The sequence below is a fragment of the Nonomuraea sp. NPDC050394 genome (assembly GCF_044459065.1).
Classification (GTDB): Bacteria; Actinomycetota; Actinomycetes; order Streptosporangiales; family Streptosporangiaceae; genus Nonomuraea.
In genome coordinates this window covers 361,698-380,536 of the sequence record NZ_JBITIO010000007.1, presented here as the reverse complement: position 1 = coordinate 380,536, position 18,839 = coordinate 361,698, and the positions used below count along the sequence as shown (strand labels likewise).

General features: G+C 73.0%; 17 protein-coding genes. 8 read left to right on the top strand and 9 right to left on the bottom strand.

The window, feature by feature from the left end:
• Positions 1-2 precede the first annotated feature (2 nt).
• The gene (locus ACIBKY_RS28355) at positions 3-2,774 is read right to left on the bottom strand and encodes a BTAD domain-containing putative transcriptional regulator (protein WP_397101075.1); all 2,772 of its coding nucleotides are present in this window, start codon (positions 2,772-2,774) and stop codon (positions 3-5) included.
• A 19-nt stretch (positions 2,775-2,793) separates the two neighbouring features.
• Positions 2,794-3,258, bottom strand: coding sequence for a PPOX class F420-dependent oxidoreductase (locus tag ACIBKY_RS28350; protein ID WP_397101073.1), 465 nt, complete (start codon positions 3,256-3,258; stop codon positions 2,794-2,796).
• 153 nt (positions 3,259-3,411) lie between these two features.
• Between ACIBKY_RS28350 and ACIBKY_RS28345 the strand changes: the two genes are divergently transcribed.
• Positions 3,412-4,197 carry an alpha/beta fold hydrolase gene (locus ACIBKY_RS28345; RefSeq protein WP_397101071.1) on the top strand — a complete coding sequence of 262 codons (786 nt, stop codon included), beginning with the start codon at positions 3,412-3,414 and terminating at the stop codon, positions 4,195-4,197.
• Here the strand turns inward: ACIBKY_RS28345 and ACIBKY_RS28340 are convergent.
• Positions 4,181-4,786 carry a GntR family transcriptional regulator gene (locus ACIBKY_RS28340; RefSeq protein WP_397101069.1) on the bottom strand — a complete coding sequence of 202 codons (606 nt, stop codon included), beginning with the start codon at positions 4,784-4,786 and terminating at the stop codon, positions 4,181-4,183. The two genes, ACIBKY_RS28345 and ACIBKY_RS28340, sit on opposite strands and share 17 nt — an antisense overlap.
• A gap of 71 nt (positions 4,787-4,857) precedes the next feature.
• Here ACIBKY_RS28340 and aceE point away from each other — a divergent pair, with 71 nt between their 5' ends.
• The 3 genes from aceE to ACIBKY_RS28325 are packed head-to-tail and all read left to right on the top strand — an operon-like array spanning position 4,858 to position 9,104.
• The gene (gene aceE, locus ACIBKY_RS28335; RefSeq protein WP_397101067.1) at positions 4,858-7,296 is read left to right on the top strand and encodes a pyruvate dehydrogenase (acetyl-transferring), homodimeric type; all 2,439 of its coding nucleotides are present in this window, start codon (positions 4,858-4,860) and stop codon (positions 7,294-7,296) included.
• A gap of 52 nt (positions 7,297-7,348) precedes the next feature.
• A complete protein-coding gene (locus ACIBKY_RS28330; protein ID WP_397101065.1) occupies positions 7,349-8,437 on the top strand; it encodes a PrsW family glutamic-type intramembrane protease in 1,089 nt (362 codons plus the stop codon).
• A gap of 43 nt (positions 8,438-8,480) precedes the next feature.
• Positions 8,481-9,104, top strand: a complete 624-nt coding sequence (locus ACIBKY_RS28325) for a pyridoxamine 5'-phosphate oxidase family protein (protein ID WP_397101063.1) — start codon at positions 8,481-8,483, stop codon at positions 9,102-9,104.
• Here the strand turns inward: ACIBKY_RS28325 and ACIBKY_RS28320 are convergent, their stop codons facing one another.
• Entirely contained in the window at positions 9,105-9,275 is a 171-nt protein-coding gene (locus tag ACIBKY_RS28320; protein WP_397101061.1) for a hypothetical protein, read from the bottom strand.
• A 343-nt stretch (positions 9,276-9,618) separates the two neighbouring features.
• Between ACIBKY_RS28320 and ACIBKY_RS28315 the strand changes: the two genes are divergently transcribed.
• The 4 genes from ACIBKY_RS28315 (at position 9,619) to ACIBKY_RS28300 (ending at position 14,524) form a co-directional block, all read left to right on the top strand.
• Entirely contained in the window at positions 9,619-10,062 is a 444-nt protein-coding gene (locus ACIBKY_RS28315; RefSeq protein WP_397101059.1) for a hypothetical protein, read from the top strand.
• Positions 10,063-10,357: 295 nt separating this feature from the next.
• Entirely contained in the window at positions 10,358-13,093 is a 2,736-nt protein-coding gene (locus tag ACIBKY_RS28310; RefSeq protein WP_397101057.1) for a hypothetical protein, read from the top strand.
• 2 nt (positions 13,094-13,095) lie between these two features.
• On the top strand, positions 13,096-14,196 hold the full coding sequence (locus ACIBKY_RS28305) for an MFS transporter (RefSeq protein WP_397101055.1): 1,101 nt from the start codon (positions 13,096-13,098) through the stop codon (positions 14,194-14,196).
• Positions 14,197-14,278: 82 nt separating this feature from the next.
• A complete protein-coding gene (locus ACIBKY_RS28300) occupies positions 14,279-14,524 on the top strand; it encodes a hypothetical protein (RefSeq protein ID WP_397101053.1) in 246 nt (81 codons plus the stop codon).
• Between the two features lie 18 nt (positions 14,525-14,542).
• On the opposite strand, the gene ACIBKY_RS28295 is transcribed toward ACIBKY_RS28300, so the two are convergent.
• The 5 genes from ACIBKY_RS28295 to ACIBKY_RS28275 all read right to left on the bottom strand — a co-directional run bounded on the left by ACIBKY_RS28295 (position 14,543) and on the right by ACIBKY_RS28275 (position 18,716).
• The gene (locus ACIBKY_RS28295; protein ID WP_379609464.1) at positions 14,543-15,181 is read right to left on the bottom strand and encodes a response regulator; all 639 of its coding nucleotides are present in this window, start codon (positions 15,179-15,181) and stop codon (positions 14,543-14,545) included.
• A complete protein-coding gene (locus ACIBKY_RS28290) occupies positions 15,172-16,269 on the bottom strand; it encodes a sensor histidine kinase (protein WP_397101050.1) in 1,098 nt (365 codons plus the stop codon). Before ACIBKY_RS28290 ends, ACIBKY_RS28295 begins: the two co-directional genes overlap by 10 nt.
• 11 nt (positions 16,270-16,280) lie before the next feature.
• Entirely contained in the window at positions 16,281-17,057 is a 777-nt protein-coding gene (locus ACIBKY_RS28285) for an ABC transporter permease (protein WP_397101049.1), read from the bottom strand.
• Positions 17,054-17,950, bottom strand: coding sequence for an ATP-binding cassette domain-containing protein (locus tag ACIBKY_RS28280; RefSeq protein ID WP_397101048.1), 897 nt, complete (start codon positions 17,948-17,950; stop codon positions 17,054-17,056). The genes ACIBKY_RS28285 and ACIBKY_RS28280 overlap by 4 nt, the downstream gene beginning before the upstream one ends.
• Positions 17,951-18,014: 64 nt before the next feature.
• Positions 18,015-18,716 (bottom strand): sulfotransferase family protein, encoded by a 702-nt coding sequence (locus ACIBKY_RS28275; RefSeq protein WP_397101047.1) that lies wholly within the window; start codon positions 18,714-18,716, stop codon positions 18,015-18,017.
• Between the last annotated feature and the right edge of the window lie 123 nt (positions 18,717-18,839).

Here is an 18,839-nt window from a genome sequence, read left to right as displayed (position 1 = left end):
CCTCAGCTGAGATCAAGGCGGACCGCCCGTTGCTCCCGGTGGAGGCGTTCGAGGTGGTAGGTGTCGCCGGTCTCCTCGATGAGGGCGGCGGCCTCGGTGAGGTGGTCGTGGGCCCTGGACGGGTCGCCGAGCCGCCGGTAGGCCGTGGCCAGGGCCATCAGGCAGGCGATCGTGCAGTTCTTGCTGTTGAGCGCGACGGCCAGCGCGTGGGTGCGCGTCAGCCGTTCCAGAGCCTCCTCGAAGTCGTACAGGTCCAGGTAGAGCTCGGCCAGCTCGCGGCCCGTGGACAGGACCTGGAAGTCGTCGCCCGCCTCGACGGCCAGGTCGAACGCCCGCGTCAGCAGGTCCCGCGCCTCGGCCGACCGGCCCAGGCCGCGGTAGGCGGAGCCGGCGATGAACAGCGCGTAGCGCTCTCCGACGGCGAACCCCTCCCTGCGGGCGAGGGCCAGCTGGGCCAGGGCGGAGTCGAGTGCCTGCGCGAACAGGCCGCCGGTGTGCTGGGTGGAGGCCATGTTGCCCAGGGCGCGCTGCTCGCAGAACGGGTCGGCCAGCCGCCGGGCCAGGTCGAGCTGCCGCTCATAGTGCCAGATGGCCTCAGGGGTCCGGTGGTGGCAGTTGGCCGCGTGTCCCAGGTGGTTGTGGCACTCCAGGATCAGCCGGTCCTGGCCCAGCCGCCGGGACACATCCAGGGCCCGTTCGTTGAGCCGCCGCATGTCGGCCATGGCGCACGCGTCGACCTGGTGCCACAGGAGCGCGAACGTCACCGCGACGCCCAGCGCGGCGATCTCGTCGTCGGGCTCGCCCATCGCCTGCCACGCCGCCGCGACCAGGTTGGGATCCTCGGCGACGAGCCACGCGCAGGCCTCGTCCCGGCCGGCGAAGGACTGCGGCTCGGCGGTGACCGGCGGGCCCGCGGGCTGCACCCGGTGCGGGTCGCGCAGGACCGTGGCCGCGCGGGCCGTGGCGGCGTAGAAGCCCAGGGCTCTGAGCAGCGGTTCGCGGCGCCGTGGCGGGGCTATCTCGCGGGCGAACAGCCGTACCAGGTCGTGCAGGTGGTAGCGGCCGGACCCCACGCGGTCGATCAGATGCGCCGCGGCCAGCCGGTTCAGCGCCCGCTCCGCGACCGCGACGTCGGCTCCCATGAGCGCCGCCACCACCCGCGGCGACAACTCGGCCACGTCGAGCAGTCCCAGGGCGGCGAGGGCGGCGGCGGCCTGCCGGTCGCGCTCGTGCTCGCTGCCGGCCAGCGCGCTCCAGCTGCCCATCAGGCTGGAGCGCACCGCGATGTCGCCCGCCTGCAGCTCCTCCAGCCGGGAGTGCTCGTCCTCCAGCAGGGCCACGTGCCGGGCCAGGCCCGCGTGCGGGTCGTCCAGCAGCCGCGCCGCCGCGACCCGGATCGCCAGCGGCAGCCCGCCGCACAGCTCGACCAGCCGCCGGCCCGCCCGCGGCTCGGCCCGCACCCGCTCGCCGCCCACCAGCTCGGCCAGCATGGCCGCACCCTCCGCCCCCGGCAGCGTCGCCAGGCCGACCTGCGCGCAGTCGTCGACGCAGGAGAAGGACTCTCTGCTGGTCAGCAGTACGGCGTTGCCCTCCGGCACCGACAGCAGCGGCCGTACCTGGGCCGGGTCCTTGGCGTCGTCGAGCACGATGAGCAGGCGCCGGCCGTCCAGGCGGCTGTGCCACAGGGCGATGGCCTCGTCCAGATCGACCGGCACGTCCTCGGCCGGCACACCCAGCGCGCGTAAGAACCGGCCCAGCGCCTCCAGCGGGCTCACCGCCTGAACTCCGGGCGTGGCGCCGCGCAGGTTGGTGAACAGCCGGCCGTCGGGGAAGCGGGTGTGCAGCAGGTGGGCCACGTGGACGGCGAGCGCGGACTTGCCCGCCCCCGCCACCCCGGTGACGGCCACCACGGACGACCGCGACGTGCCGGAGGGCGGCGCCAGCAGCGAGCACAGCTCCGCCGTCTCGGCCTCGCGGCCCACGAAGGCGCGCAGGTCGCGTGGCAGTTGCTGCGGCGCGCGGCGGTCACGTACCTGCCCCAGCCCCTCCAGAGCCTCGCGCAACCCCTGCCCGGGACGCACGCCCAGCTCCTCGGCCAGGTTGTGGCGCGCCTGCTCGAAGGATCTGGCCGCCTCCGCCCGGCGCCCGCTGCCCGCCTGGGCCCGTATCAGCAGCTCCCACAGCCGCTCGCGCAGCGGATGGGCGCGCGCCACGCGCTCAAGACCGTCCAGCGCGTCGGCGTCGCGGCCCGCGCCGAGCAGCAGCGCGGCCCTTTCCTCGACGGCCGTCAGCCGGAGCTCCTCAAGCCGCTGCCCCTCGGTCTCCGCGAACGGTCCCGGCAGGCCGAACAACGCGGGGCCCCGCCACAGCCCGAGCGCCTCGTCCAGGTGGGCCAGCGCCCGGTCCGCCGGTAAGGCGCGGGCCCGCTCAAGGCGGCCGGCGAAGATCAGGGAGTCGACGCACGAGGGGTCCAGGGCCAGGAGGTACCCGCCGCGCACGCCTCTCAGCAGTCCGGCCGGGGCACGCGGCGACCGTCCGGGCTCCAGCGCCCGCCGTAATCCCGCGATGTAGGTGTGGACGTTCTGTACGGCGCTGCGCGGGGCACTCTCGCCCCACACCCCGTCAACCAGCCCTTCCACGGTGACCGGCGCCCCCGCGTGCGCGGCCAGCATCGCCAGCACGGCCTGCCTGCGCGGCGGCCCGAGCTCGACGGCGCGCGAGCCGTCCCGCGCGTCCACCGATCCGAGCAGCCGGATGAAGATGCCTTCCGCCACCCCTCCAGCATCCCCGATGTCAGTCCGCCAGTCGCGCGGGAAACCCGCCGGTGGCGATCGGGCCCCAGGAGTCGATGGTGATCCGGATCAGCGACTTGTCCTGGTGGCGCATGGCCTCGCGGTACTCCTGCCAGTCCGGGTGCTCGCCGGCGACGCACCGGAAGTACTCCACCAGCGCGTCCTCGGCCGCCGGCATGTCCAGCACCTCGGCGCGGCCGTCGACCTGCACGTACGGGCCGTTCCAGTCGTCGGACAGCACGCAGATCGACACCTGCTCCTCGCGCCGGGCGTTGTGCGCCTTGGCGCGGTCCGGGTAGGTGGACACGACGATCCGCCCGGACTCGTCCACGCCGCAGGCGACCGGTGAGAGCTGGGGGCGGCCTGACACGCGGGTCGTGGACAGCAGCCCGTGGTGGCGCGGGCGCAGAAACTCCAGCAGCTCGGGCAGGTCGACGCGGGTCGCGGTGGCGATCGTACGGGGCATGGGGCGACCCTAGCGCGCATGCCGTTGACAGCGAATGCCTCTCAGCGGCAGGTTCCCCAGGAGATCGCAAGCGTGGCGGGTGCTGTTGTGGGCGATCGCGGTGATCTGTACGGTCGCCGCCGTGGGCATCCCCACCATGCCGAGGAGGAAGTGATGACAACCGTCGCCCGAGAGGGAGCCGATCTGGCCTGCGCGGTGAGCGGAAGGGAGGGCGGGCCACTCGCGGTCCACGTCCACGGCGCCATGTCCAGCCGGGCCGGTGAACGGCGGCACGGGCTGTTCGTGTGGGAGCCGGTGGAGGAGGTGGCCAGGCTGGTCCGCTATGACGCCCGTGGCCACGGCGAGTCGACCGGCCGGGCCGTACCCGGGGACTACGTCTTCACGAACCTGGCCGACGACCTGCTCGCGGTGATCGACCACGTGGACGCCGGCCCGGTGACCGGGATGGGCGCCTCCATGGGCACGGCCACCGTGCTGCACGCCGCGCTGAAGCGGCCGGAGGCCTTCGAACGGCTCGTGCTGATCATCCCGCCGACCGCGTGGGAGACCAGGAAGGCGATGGCCGCCCACTACCTGGAGGCGGCCGAGGCGCTGGAGAGCCGGGGGCCGAAGGGGTTCGCCGAGCTGATGGCCGGCGAGGAGCCGCCCGCGATCTTCGCCCAGGGGCCCGCGTTCCCGCTGCCGGACGTCTCCTGGGATCTGCTGCCCTCGGTCATGCGCGGTCTGGCCGCCTCCGACCTGCCCGCGCCGGCGGAGCTGTCCGCGCTGACGCACCCGGCGCTGATCCTGGCCTGGGACACCGACGACGGCCATCCGCTGTCCACGGCCGAGGCGCTCGCCGGCCTGCTCCCGGCCGCCACCCTGCACGTCTCGGACACCGTGGCCGGCATCCGCACCTGGTCCGCGCGCATCGCGGCCTTCCTCACGGCGCGTAGCTGAGGATGTGCTCGCGCAGGAGCTCCGGGGCCCGGGGGTCGCCCGCGCGGAAGGCGTCCACGAGCGGCTGGTGGTCGGCGGCGTTCTCGTGGAGTTCGGCGCGGAACACCCGGATCGACAGGTGCGTCCACACCTCCAGGCCCAGGCCGTCCCACACCGACAGCAACAGCGCGTTGCCCGAGGCGGCGACGATCTCCCGGTGGAAGGCGATCCCGGCCGACACCTGACCGGTCAGTGAGCCGGTGGCCGCGGCCGCTTCGAGCCGGGCCGTGTGGGCCTCCAGCGCCTCCACCGCGGGGGCGCCCAGGCGGGCCGCGGTCTCCTCAAGCCCGGCCCGCACCTGGTAGACCTCGCGCAGGTCGGCCCGGGTGACGGGGCGTACGCGCGCGCCCTTGTTGGGCGAGGACTCGATCAGGCGCAGCGACTCCAGCTCGCGCAGCGCCTCGCGGACCGGAGCCTGGCTGACGCCGAGGTCGGCGGCCACGCGGCGCTCGACGATGCGCTCGCCCGGGGCCCAGCGGCCGGTGATCAGGCCGTCCAGCAGTTGCCGGCGGATGTCGTCGCGGAGCGGGGATCGCACTACGGGTTTCACACACAAGATTAAATCGCGAATCCAGTCACCCTAACACCCAATGATCGATCATTGGGTGTTTAATGGGAGGTATGGAGAAAGATCTGGATCCTCAGGAGACCGCCGAGTGGCTGGAGTCCCTCGACGCGGTCAGGCGGGCTGCCGGTCCCGAACGGGCCGACTACCTGCTGCGGAGGCTGGCCACGTCCTCCCGTTACGTGAACACCGTGCCCACGGCCGAGGAACCGCCCTACCCGGGTGACCTGGAGCTGGAGGAGCGCATCGCGGCCTACGACCGCTGGAACGCCGCGGCCATGGTCAGCAGGGGCAGCAAACTGGGCCTGGGCGGGCACATGGCCACGTACGCCTCGGCGGCCTGGCTGTACGAGATCGGGTTCAACCATTTCTTCCACGGCACCGACGACCAGGTGTACTTCCAGGGCCACGCCTCTCCGGGCATCTACGCCCGCGCCTTCCTCGAAGGCCGCCTGAGCGAGAAGCAGCTGGACGCCTTCCGGCGCGAGACCCGCGGCGGGCTGCCCTCCTACCCGCACCCGCGCGCCCTGCCGGACTTCTGGCAGTTCCCGACCGTCTCCATGGGGCTGGGCCCGCTCAACGCGGTCTACCAGGCCAGGTTCAACCGCTATCTCCATAACCGGGGCATCAAGGACACGAGCAACAGCCACGTCTGGGCCTTCCTCGGCGACGGCGAGATGGACGAGCCCGAGTCCACGGCGGCGCTCACCCTGGCCGCCCGCGAGGGGCTCGACAACCTCACCTTCGTGATCAACTGCAACCTGCAGCGCCTCGACGGCCCGGTACGTGGCAACACCCGCATCGTCCAGGAGCTGGAGAGCGTCTTCCGCGGCGCCGGCTGGCACGTGGTCAAGGCACTGTGGGGCCAGGAGTGGGACGGCCTGCTCCACGACGACGAACTGGTCGCCCGGCTGGGGGAGATCCCCGACGGCCAGTTCCAGACGTTCGCCGCCTCCGACGGCGCCTACATCCGCGAGCACCTGTTCCACGGGCTGCGCACGAGCGCGAGCGACGAGGAACTGCGGCGCGTCGTCGGCGGTTCGCGCGCCGGGCACGAGCCGCGCAAGGTGTACGCCGCCTACCACCGGGCCACGTCCGTCAAGGGCGCGCCGACCGTCGTCCTGGTGCAGACGGTCAAGGGCTGGACGCTCGGCGCCGGGGTCGAGGCCCGCAACGCCAACCACCAGATGAAGAAGCTCACCCTGGCGGAGTTCCGGGAGATGGGCGAGCGGCTGGGCTTGCCGGTGCCGCCGCTGGAGGGCGAGTTCCCGCCGTTCCTCCACCCCGGCCCCGGCTCACCCGAGGTCAGGTACGCGCTGGAGCGCCGGGCGGCCCTCGGCGGCCCCACCCCCAAGCGCGCATATGTCCAGAAGAATCTGGAACTGCCGGGTGACAAGCCGTTCCACTCCCTGGCCAAGGGGTCCACGCAGCCGGTGGCCACCACGATGGCCTTCGTCCGCCTCGTCAAGGACCTGATGAAGGAACCGGAGACCGGCCGCCGCTGGGTGCCCATCGTGCCCGACGAGGCCAGGACGTTCGGCATGGAGTCGCTCTTCCCCACCGCGAAGATCTACTCGCCGCTCGGCCAGCGCTACGACTCCGTCGACCGGGAGCTCCTGCTGGCCTACAAGGAGTCGGAGCAGGGCCAGATCCTCATCGAGGGCATCACCGAGGCCGGCTCGATGGCCTCCCTGACCGCCGCCGCCACCAGCTACGCCACCCACGGCGAGCCGATGATCCCGTTCTACATCTTCTACTCGATGTTCGGCTGGCAGCGGACCGGCGACCAGATGTGGGCGCTGGCCGACCAGCTCGGCCGCGGCTTCCTGGTCGGGGCCACGGCGGGCCGTACCACCATGACCGGCGAGGGACTGCAGCACGCCGACGGGCACTCGCACCTGCTGGCCTCGGCCAACCCCGCCGCGCTGTCCTACGACCCGGCCTTCGCCTACGAGGTGGGCGTGATCGTGCGCGACGGCCTGCGCCGCATGTACGGCCCCGCCCCCGAGAACGTCTTCTACTACCTCACCGTCTACAACGAGCCGCTGCCGCAGCCCGCCATGCCGGAGGGAGTCGAGGAAGGCATCGTCAAGGGCATCTACCGGTACTCCGCCGGCGGCGGGCAGGCGCACATCCTGGCCAGCGGCACCGCCGTGCACTGGGCGCTGGCCGCGCAGAAGATGCTCGACGAGGAGTACGGCGTGGGCGCCGACGTCTGGTCGGTCACCTCCTGGAGCGAGCTGCGCAGGGAGGCGATGGCCACGGACGGCGTGCCGTACCTGAAGCAGGCACTTGCCGGGACGGACGGGCCGGTGATCGCGGTGAGCGACTGGATGCGGGCGGTGCCCGACCAGATCGCGCCGTGGATCGAGCGCCCCTGGACCTCGCTGGGCACCGACGGCTTCGGCCTGTCCGACACCCGCGAGGCGGTGCGCGAGCACTTCGGCGTGGACCCGCGCTCCATCGCCGACGCCGTGCTCAAAGCGATCGAGTAAAGATTCAAGCGGCTGTCAAGCGGACGTTGACAGGACGGGGGCACAGTGAGGCATGGCTGTCGACCTCCGTCCCCCCGCCCTGGCGCCGCGGCCGAGCCTGCGGCTGCTGCTCGGCCTGGGGGTGTCCAGCGCGCTGGCCGCGCTCGTGCTCACCGTCCTGCTGCTCAGCGGCGGCCCCGTCGGCTGGGGACTGTCGATGCTGCTCGCGCTTGCGCCGCTGCCGATCCTGCTGTCCGCGGTCCTCGGCCTGGACCGGCTGGAGCCCGAACCCCGGCTGTACCTGGGCTTCGCCTTCGCGTGGGGCGCGGGGGTGGCGATCGTGCTCGGGATCGCGCTCACGATGGCGGGCGAGGCGGTCGTCGCCGGGCTCGGCTACAGCGCGGGCGTCACCGACGACGTGGGCACGGTCGTGCTCGCGCCGGTGATCGAGGAGGCGCTGAAGGGCGCGGCGCTGCTGGCGCTGCTGCGCAGGCGGCGGGAGATCGACGGGCTGACCGACGGCATCATCTACGCCGGGATGGCCGGGCTCGGCTTCGCCGCGGTGGAGAACGTCGGCTACTACCTGGGCTCGTTCGGGCAGGGCGGGGTCGACGGGGCCGTGGCGACGTTCGTGCTGCGCGGGGTGATCTCACCTCTGGGGCATCCGGTCTACACCTCGCTGATCGGCATCGGGGTGGCGTACGCGGCGGTACGCCGCCGGTACTGGGCGATCCCGCTGGGGTACCTGGGCGCGGTGTCGTTGCACATGCTCTGGAACGGCAGCGCCACCACCGGCTCCCTGCCCTTCTTCGGCCTCGCCTACCTCGTGATCATGGCGGTGCTCGTCGTGCTGATCCTGGTCACGGTACGCGAGCGGCGGGCACTGGTGGCCAGAATGGGCGACGTGCTGCCCCGCTACCAGGGCACCGGCCTGCTCAGCCCGCAGGATCTCGGCATGCTGACCACGCTGAAGGCGCGCAAGCACGCGCGGGCATGGGCGAAGAAGGCGGGGCTGGGCCGGGCGATGTCCGACTACCAGCAGGCCGCCACCGAACTGGCCATGCTGCACGTGCGCGCCGAACGCGAGCGCATGGACCTGGAGTCCTTCGCCGCCGAGCGCGACGCCCTCCTGGAGGTGATGGCGCGGGCCCGCCGATGGTAGACCCCGTTGCCCGCTTCGCCGGCGGATGGTCAAGAATGGGCCAATGACCTGGATGGAGATCGAATCAGCCGAAGAACTCCGCGAACTGCTGGGCGAGGTTATGCCGCGAGCGGCGACCAAGGACCGCCCCAAACTCCACGAGCTCGACCGGGCATGGCTGGCGGCCTCGCCGTTCTGCCTGATCGCGACCTCTGGCGACGACGGCACCTGCGACGTGTCCCCGAAGGGCGACCCGGCGGGCTTCACCCATGTGATCGACGATTCCACGATCGCCATTCCCGACCGGCCCGGCAACCGCCGCGCCGACGGCTTCCTCAACATCCTGCGCAACCCGCACGTCGGGCTGATCTACATGATCCCGGGCAGAAACGAGACCCTGCGCATCAACGGCAGGGCGCGCCTGATCCGCGAGGCGCCGTTCTTCGACGAGATGATCGTCAAGGGCCACCGGCCCCACCTGGCCCTCGTGGTCGAGATCGAGCAGATCTTCCACCACTGCGCGAAGGCGTTCATGCGCTCGTCGCTGTGGAAGCCGGAGTCGTGGAGCGCCGACGAGCTGCCCTCGCACGCTCGGATCGTCAAGGACGTCCAGACGGTGACCGAGAGCGTCGAGCAGCTGGAGGCCTACTACAGCAAGGGATACGCCGACAAGCTCTACAAGGTGTGATCACGCGGCGGGCGTCGGCCCGCCGGGGAAAAGGATCACATTACGGCCGCTGTAGGCACGAAGGTCGACGACCTTGGGGTCGGCGACCACGGGCCCGCGGCGGCTGCCCGAACGGATGTCGCGGACCTTGTGCCTGGCGATACGCGGCGGCACCACCATTAGCCTCTTCATCCTCAGCCCCCCGGCGTGATGTTTCTGTTACCTATGTTATCTACAGAACCACCCGTAAGTTGGTCGTAAGGACCACAATCAGTAAGGAAGTCGTCGCCCCGACGGGGTGCGCAGGTCCAGCTCAGGGCGTTTCTTGGTCGATGGCTTGATCTTCCTGACGCGTCGCATGGTCTGCCCCCTCTCGCTTCCACGGTCACCCGGCCCGGTTGCCGCCGGGTTGGCAGGCAGTTGCAACCTAACCGCCACCTGCTGCCGGTCACAACGCATTTCTCCTGGACTTCCGTTACGCAACCGGGTGGTGACCGGGAACCGGCCTTGGAACTGGGCGGGCATCTTCATCTGCATGAACACCAGAACGATCATCACGGCCGCCCTCGCCGCCGGTACGCTCGGCGCCCTCACCCTCTTCCCCGGTACGGCTTCCGCCGCCAAGGAGAAGTGCGCCTTCGACCCGAACCGGGTCGAGTACTCCGACAATTCCAAGGCCGCCAAGCGGCAGCACCGTACCTACTGCAAGCACGACCTCATCGGCCGCGACGGGGCCCTGACCGCCAAGGGCCGCGCCTGGAACGACCTCAGGACCGGCGCCACACCGCCGGCCAGGACCGAGGAGCAGGCCGGCACGCAGCTCTACCGCTACCACAAGCTCGGCCTCTGGAACCCGGACAAGGTCGAATACGCCGGTGGCGCGGCCCGCGCGCTCAAGCAGTTCAAGAACTGGCACTCCAGGGAGTACCTCGACGTCAACGGCGGCTGGAACAAGCGGGGGAAGGCCAGGTTCCGCTGATCCACCCGGCGATCACGCGCAGGGCCTCCACCGGCGCACGCCGGTAGATCTCCACGCCGTCAACGGCCACATCCGGAAGACCGGCACCGACCGCGGCACGCGCCGGTAGATCTCCTCTGCCGGCGCGTGCGCGGTCACCCCGGCGCGAACGGCCGACCGGTGCCGCGCCCACCCGGCCGGTGCCGCGCCCACCCGGCCGGCACCGGCGCCGCGGCGCAGGAGAGTCCCGGGGTGGCGCCGAAAAGCAGGTGTTTTCCGGATATGTGATCCCTACCGTGGAAGCGGAGGGAGGATCATGACACGGCTGGCCTTTGGCGTGGTGACCCACCCGGGCCTGCTGGTCCGGGTGCTCGACCCCGCGCGCCCACGGCAGGGCGCGGCGGTCGTCGTGGGGCCCGAGGGGCATGACCCGGCACCCGCATTGGCGCGACTGCGGCGGCTGGTGGCCCTCGGGGGCGAGGACGCCGCCGGGGCGGGGGTGGACCTGGGCGACGGGTTCCGCTCCGCGCGGCTGGCCGGGGCCGCCGGTGACCGGCGGGACGCCGTCCTCGCCGCCCTGCGCGCGCTCGGGCCCGAGCGCGCGCACCTGCTCGGGGAGCGCGCGGGGGTGCTGGTGGCGCTGTTCGGGCCCGCCGCCACCAAGCCGGTCGGCGCCGCGGCCGCCGCGGCCGTCGCCGAAGGCCGCTGGGACACGCTCACCCTGGCCTCGGCGGCCAGCGACATCCTGGGGCCCGAGCAACTGGAAACCCTGCTGGGCGCGTGCTCCGGGCCCGAGGGGATCGCGGGGCGGGAACGGGCGTCGCGGCTGGCCGTACATCTGGGACAGATCTTCGCGGACGTGCCGCGGCCCCGCAGGACGGCGCCGCTCCTGGACCTGTGGGAGCGGGTCGCCGCGCACCACGCGGCCGGCAGGCGGCGGGCGGCCAGGCTGGCGGTGCGCGGGAAGGTCGACCGGGAGGACGAGCTGCGCGAGCTCTACCGGCGCGGCGCCGACGAGCTGATTCTGCGCCGACTCGGGATGACCGTCGGCCGGACGCCGTCGCTGGCCGACGCCGCACGCTGGACGCCGGGCCCCACCGACTGGGCGGTCATGCTGCAGACGGCGATGGAGGACGCGATGGCCGCGACGGTCCTGCTGCGTACCGCGGTGGCCGTGGCCGACCTCGGGACCCGGGCGGGCCTGGCGAGCATGACCGCTCAGCTGAACGCGGCGGCCGGAACGGCGAAGGGCTCGCGCCGCCTGTCCGGGCAGGCGGGGCTGCCGCCACGGCCCGGCTTCTACGTCCGCGACCTGGCCGGGCGGCCGGACCGCCCCGACCTGGCCCACCAGCGGCTGGCCAGGGCCCGCGACTACGGCGTCGTCGTGCTGGACGCGGCCGAGGACCTGCTGATCGACATCCCCGAGCACGTCCACCAGGACCTGCTGCAGTGGACCGGCCGCGGTATGAGCGCCTGGCGCGCCGCGGTGCCCCTGAGCCGGGCCCGCTCTCCCCGCACCTGGACCCAGCCGGTCCTGTGCGGCGGTGCCGAGCCGCTGTCCACCCGGTCCGCGCGGGAAGGCGGGTCCGAGGTGGTGGGCGACCTGCTCTGGCTCGCCGATCTGGCCGACGCCCTCGCCGCCGCGCACGGCCACGACGCCGCCGAGATCGCGCACGGGCCGATCATCCCCCACATCGACTGGGAGCCCCGGCCCGCCGAGCCCGCGCCGCTGGTGCCCCGGGTGGAGTCCGTCGCGCTGGCCCTGGCGGGCGCGGCGCGGCTCGTGTCGCTGGGCGGGCGGGTCTCGCGCTGCCGTACCTGGGCGGAGCTGGCCGACGGCCTGCTCACCGGTACGGCTGTCGCCGAGGCCCTGACCGGCGCGTTCCCGCTGCCCGAGGAACTGGCCCGGCTGGACGGCGCCCGGGTGCCCGGCACCACGGTCACGGTCCGCTGGGCGCGCGACCCGCGGGCCACCGCCGAGTGGGCCGCCTACATGGGCAACTGCATCGGCGGGTCGTACTACATCGAAGAGGCGTCGGCGGGACGCGGCGTGCTGGCCGCGCTCATCGGCGGCGACGGAGAGATCACCGCCAACCTGGAGATCAAGCCCGAACGGTACGGGTGGCGCGTGGGGGAGATCCGGGCCAGGTTCAACGCCGACCCGGAGGTGGAGCTGGAGCGCCGGGTACGGGCCTGGGCAGGGCGGCTGCCGGTGCCGTCGGCACGGCCGGCGGAGCGCGCGCCCCGGCCGGTCAAAGGCCCCGGACGGCGGCCAGGACGGTTGTTCCGCGAGGCCGGCGAGCCGCTGACGGCCTTGGCCGAGCGGGCTCTCGCCGATGCGCTGCCCGGGTTGTCGGCGCTCGTGAAGGGTTGCGCGCGCAGTGGGGACACCGAGGCCGGGCTGGTGGCTCTGCGACGGACCGGCCGGGATGAGATGGCGCGGGCGTGCGGCGGCGCGCTGGACACGTTCGGCGCCGCCGGGCTCTGGGCGCTGACCGGCGTCCGGCCGATGAGCACCGCGATCGGCGGGCTGGAGCCCGCGCTGGCCGCCCGGGTGGCGCCGCTGGCCAGGGACGAGCCGGTGCCTGGTTCGCTACGGAAGCTGGCAGGGCACGAGGCGATCGCCCAGGCCAGGACGGCCGAGCTGGTGGCGGTCCGGCTGCGGCGGGCGCTGGGCGAACTCGCCGGCGCCGGTGACGCGCAGCTGGCTCGCGCGATGGCCCGCCGTCCCGGCACCGGGGTTCTGTGCGCGCTGACCGTGGCCGTCACCTCCTGGGGGCCGTCAGACGGCCTGGCAGCGGTGGCGCGCCCGGCGGCCGTGGAGATCCCCGGATACCCCGCCTCCAGCCTGGCCGACGAGGACGGCCCCTGGCACGTCGCCCGTCCCGGCGCCCTGGAACTCGGCGCCGACCTCGACGCCTTCTGGGACATGATCGCCACCCACGGCCTGCTCGCCCCGGCCGCCTGGCTGGGAAGGGGCGGCTGGCCCGTCCTGTGGCGACGCGCGTGCGACGGCGAAAGCGGCCGGGCCGCGGTGTGGCAGCATCCGTAGGCGTGCCGCTCATCCTGGTCTGCGCTGCGTGGGGGGTGTTCTGGGGCTCGTGGGCGGCGCTGCTGCCGGCGATCAAGGAACAGCTCGCGATCTCCACGGCCGACCTCGGGCTCGTGCTGAGCGGGGTTCCGGTGGGCGCGATCCCCGCGATGGCCCTGGCCGGACGCCTGGCCAGAGGCAGGGAGCGCGCCGGGCTCACCACCGCCACGGCACTGTTCGGCCTGAGCATCCTGGCGGTCGCCGGGGCAGTCGGCGGCTCGTCGTACCTGCTGGCGGGGGCGTTGCTGGTGCTCGGGGCGGCCAGTGGCGCGCTGGACGTCACCCTGAACCTCGCCACCGGGCGGGCGGAGCGCCAGAGCGGGCGCAGGCTGTTCCAGCCGGTGTACGCCGCCTTCCCGCCGGCCGTCATCGTGGCCGCCCCCGCCACCGGCCTGGCCAGGGAGCTCGGCGCCGGCCCGGGACCCGCGCTGGCCGCCGTCGCGGTGGTGGTGCTCGGCGCGGCGTTCGCGCCGTTCTCCCTCCTCCAAGAGCCCCACCCTCCGGGCCCATCCGCCGGTACGGCGAGCCGCACCACGACCCCATGGCGCCGGGCGGCACTCCTGGGCGCCTTGGCCGCCTGCGTGCTGATCATCGAGAACGCGGTCGAGCAGTGGTCCGCCCTGCACCTGGAGCAGCATCTGGGCGCCACCGCCCTGCTGTCCGGCTCCGCCCCGGCCGTCTACATGGCCGCCCTGACCGTGGGACGCCTGCTGGCCCAGGCCTGGCCGAGGCTCGGCACCCGCGCTCTGCTGGCCGTCGCCGGTCTGGGCGGCGGCGCGGGCATCATCCTGGCCGCGCTCGCGACCTCGCCCGCCTGGGCGCTGGCCGGCTTCGCGCTGAGCGGCCTGGCGCTCGGCCCGCCGGTCCCGGCCCTGCTGAGCCGCGCGGCGGCCGACGACCCGGGCGGCTCACTGGTGGCGGCGATCTCCACGATTTCCTACGCGGGCTTCGTCGCCAGCCCGCTCCTGGTCGGCGCCCTGTCCGCGGCCGTAGGCCTGCCGGTGGCCCTGGCGTCGCTGGCCTTGCTCGCCGTTCCTCTGCTGGTGGCCGCCGCCCGGCGGTGAAGAATATGGGGCGCCGTTGGGGAAGAGGCGAGGGAGAAGGGGGTATTTCCGCCACGCATCGATCAACGAGAGGAGCACGGCCATGGCTGCCTGCGAGACCTGCGGCAACGACTACGACATGAGCTTCGAGGTGCACGCGCAGGGCGCGGTGCACACGTTCGACTCCTTCCAGTGCGCGATCCAGGCGATGGCGCCCATCTGCGAGCACTGCGGCGCGCGGGTGATCGGCCACGGCGTCCAGGTGAACCGCGCCTGGTACTGCTGCGCCCACTGCGCCCGCCAGGAAGGCGCCACCGGCATCGTCGACCGCGCCGACGCCTACGCCTAGACCCCTCTGCCCGGGCGGTTAGTCGTCCAGGTAGCGCAGGATGGCCAGCACGCGGCGGTTGTAGTCGGCGTGCTGCGGCAGCTCCAGCTTGTCGAAGATCGCGTTGACGTGCTTCTCCACCGTGCTGAGCGAGACGTGCAGCCGCTCGGCGACCGCCGTGTTGGCCAGGCCCTGCGCCAGGTGCTCCAGGACCTGGCGCTCGCGCGCGCTCAGCCGGGCCAGCGGGTCGGCGTGGGAGGTACGGGCCAGCAACTGCCTGACCACCTCGGGATCCAGGACGGTCCCGCCCGCCCGCACCCGCTCCAGCGCGTCCAGGAACTCCCCGACCTCCGAGACCCGGTCCTTCAGCAGGTAGCCGACACCGGTGCCGGACAGCAGCCGGGCCGCGTAGGTCTTCTCCACGTACTGCGACAGGACCAGCACGCCGACCTCGGGCCGGCGCGAACGGATCTCCAGCGCCGCCCGCAGGCCCTCGTCGGTGTGGGTGGGCGGCATCCGCACGTCCACCACCGCCACCTCCGGCCGATGCTCCTCGACCGCCGCCAGCAGGGCCCCGGCGTCGCCGACGGCCGCCGCCACCTCGTGACCGGCGTCCTCCAGCAGCCTGATCAGTCCCTCGCGCAGCAGGACCGCGTCGTCGGCCAGGATCAGCCGCACGGCAGCACCGCCCGCACGGTGGTCCCGTCCGCGCCGCTGACCACCTCGAAGCAGCCGTCGAGCGCGCGCACCCGTCTGGCCAGGCCGGACAGGCCGCCGCCCGCCGGGTCGGCGCCCCCCGCGCCGTCGTCGGAGACCGTCATCGCCACCATCGCCTCACCTTCCTCGCGCAGATCGACCAGGATGTCACGGGCGTGCGCGTGCTTGACGGCGTTGGTGATGGCTTCGCGGGCCACGAAGTACAGGGCGGTCTCCACCTCGGAGACGGGGCGGGCGCGCAGGCCGTACCGGACGGTGACGGGGACGCCCGCGCGCTCGGCGACTCCGTCGAGCGCGGCCCTCAGCCCGAGCTCGTCGAGCGCGGTGGGGTAGACGCGCCAGGCGACGCTGCGCAGCTCGTCGAGGAGCCTGCGCGACTCGGCGTAGGCCTGGTCGACGAGTTCCGGCGCGGCGGCGGGGCTGTGGCGGGCGCGGCCGAGCAGCATGGCCAGCGCCACGCCGTGCTGCTGCACGCCGTCGTGCAGGTCCCGCTCGATCCTGCGCCGCTCGTCGTCGACGGCGCGCACGATGCCGAGCCTGGTGTCGGTGAGCTCGGCGATGCGCCGCCGCATCAACTCCGCCGGTCCGGGCCCGAGGAAGAGTACGGCCAGCCGCCGCTCCGCCCACGCGACCAGCTCCACCGCGCCGGCGGTCAGCCCGAGCACGACCAGGCCACCGCTCAGCCCGATCGTCCAGCTCAGCGTCTCCAGGTGCAGGCCGGGGAAGGACAGCGAGACGACGTCGGAGCTGCCGGTGATCAGCGACCACGCCGAGCCGGCCAGGAACAGCCCGGTGACGAAGACCAGCGAGAACACCGCGTATCCGCCGGTGACGCCGAGCAGCGACCGCAACGCGAGGTAGGGGTAGGAGGGCGGCCGCGGGCCGCCGTCCAGGCCGAGCCAGGTCAGCCGGCGGTGTTCCAGCCGCATCACCGCCGGGCCCCACCGCCGCCGGGCGGGCCAGGCGACGGCCAGCAAAGCGAGTTCGAGCAGGCCGGACAGCAGCCCGGCGAGCACGCCGGCCAGCCTCTTACCGATGAGTCCCGCCACGGCTGCGCAGTCTAGGCGTCACGCCGGCGTAGGACGACGTACCCGGCGGCCAGGGCCGCCGCCGTCCACACGAGCAGCCACGCCAGCCCCTCACCCGGCGCGTACGGCATCGGCCCGCCCGTCATGTTCTCCACGCTCTCCATGAACGCCAGCCCCGCGAACATCGGCAGCCGCATCGAGGCGTCGATCAGCGCCGGCGCGCCGGTCATCATGATCAGCAACGGCAGCCCCATCATCAGCAGGAACACCACGGTCAGCGTCCCCGCCGCGCTGCGCAGCGCCGCACCGGCGCCGACGGTCAGCACGCCCGTCAGCGCGCAGAACACCCCCAGCCTGACCAGGTCACCCGCCGTCTCACCGGCCGCCAGCGTGACCGGCACCCCGAACGGCTCCATCCGCAGCAGCGCGTACGTCAGCAGCGCCCCCACGGCCCCGCTCACCACCCCGGTGACGAACATGACCGGCGCCACCACCAGCGCCTTCGCCGCCAGCAACCGCCCCCTGACCGGCGTCGCCTGCAACGCCACCCGGATCCCGCCGGAGGAGTACTCCGAGGTCACCACCAGCATCGCCAGCGCCACCAGCGCGAACTGGGCGAAGATCGCCGCCGACACGACCGGCTCCGTGGCGGCCAGCCGTTCCGTGCGCGGCTGCCCGTTGTGCGAGCCCAGCGCCGCGGCCACCGTGACCGAGGCCAGCACCATCAGCGCCGCCGCGCCCATCAGGCACCACCAGGTCGAACGGACCGACCACAACTTGACCCACTCGGCGGAGATCGCCCGTCTCATACCCGGCTCCCGTACTCGGTGCTGTCCGCGGTCAGATCGTGGAAGGCCTGCTCCAGCGAGGCCTCCTGGGCGCTCAGCTCGTGCAGCCTGATGCCGGCCTCGTGGGCCAGATCGCCGATCCGCTCGGTCGTCGCGCCGGTGGCCACGAGCCGGCTCTCGCCCGTCCTGGACACCTCGACGCCGGCGGCGCGCAGCCGTACCGCGAGATCTCCGGCGTGCGGGGAGCGGATCCGCACCGCGCCCGCCGTCACCACCTCGCCCAGCGGCGCGTCCACGATCAGCTTCCCGCGCCCGATCACCACCAGGTGGTCGGCGGTCAGCTGCATCTCGCTCATCAGGTGGCTGGAGACGAAGACCGTCCTGCCCTCGTCGGCCAGCCCGCGCATCAGCCGCCTGATCCAGCGCACGCCGTCCGGGTCGAGCCCGTTGACCGGCTCGTCGAACATCAGCACCGCCGGGTCGCCCAGCAATGCGGCCGCTATCCCGAGGCGCTGGCTCATCCCCAGTGACAGCGCGCCCGCGCGCCGCCCCGCCGCGCGCTCCATCCCGACGGTCTCCAGCACCTCGCCGACCCGGGCCCGGCCGATGCCGTTGCTGCGGGCCAGCGCCAGCAGATGCGCCCGCGCCGAGCGCCCCGGATGCACCGCGCGCGCGTCGAGCAGCGCGCCGACCGTCCGCAGCGGGTTCTCGATCCTGTGGTACGGCCGGCCGCCCACGAGCGCCGTGCCCGCGTCCGGCCGGTCGAGTCCGAGGATCATGCGCATCGTGGTCGACTTCCCGGCGCCGTTCGGGCCCAGGAACCCGGTCACGGCGCCGGGCCGTACCTCCAGGGTGAGGTCGTCGACCGCGGTGCGCGCGCCGTGGCGCTTGGTCAGCCCGCGTAGTGTGATCATGGCTCAACGCTAGGGAAAGCCCAGGTGAGAGGCCATGGGGGCGGACCGTCGAGTCCGATGGCGGTTAACCGCCAGTGAACGGCGAGTTCACCACTCCCTCCGTCGTCAGCCGCGTCAGCATGCTCTTCATCGCGTCGGCGTCGTTGAGATGCGGGAACGGCTCTTCCGGCACCTCGGCCCCCAGGAACGCGCACAGCGGCTCCCAGCCCTCGCGCACGTCGAAGACCAGCAACCGCTCCGGCGCGATCGTGCGCCTGACGGTCTCGGTGTGCAGCTCGAAGAACTCCGTGGCCACCTCGACCGGCGGCAGGTCCCTGGCCATCGCGAACTCCGGCCCGAACGCCTCCCGCCCGATCATGTCCAGGAGGGGGCTCAGGCGGCGCATCGAGCCGAGAACCTCCTCGGCCGCCGGGGGCAGGCCGGTGGTGGCCAGCATCCTGGGGCCGTTGGAGATCAGCGCCTGCATGCTGGTGCGCCAGCGCGCCGGGTCGCGTACGGTCAGCACGACCTTGGCCTCCGGGTAGGCCTCGGCCTGTTCGCGCCAGAAGTGGCTGGCCGGCCAGTCCATGGCCGAGCGGTAGCCCTCGAGGACGTGGTCCCAGTCGAGCGCGCGTCCCTCGGCCGCGGGCAGCCAGCGGTCCACGTGGTCCGGGCGGGTGAGGATCTCGAACATGTGGTAGCAGGGACCGAAGCCCAGCCGTTCCAGTGCGGCCTTCATCGAAGAGGTTCCCGTGCGCGGGAAGCCCGCGCCGATCACTTTCAGCATGTCGCCGTCTCCTCTGCCGGAAGATGTGCCTCTGGTCATCGATACGTGCCGGACGAATAGCTGTCTACGAGTACATGACTAACTGGAGAATTCTCCCGTTAGGACCTTTTGTCACGGACGAGC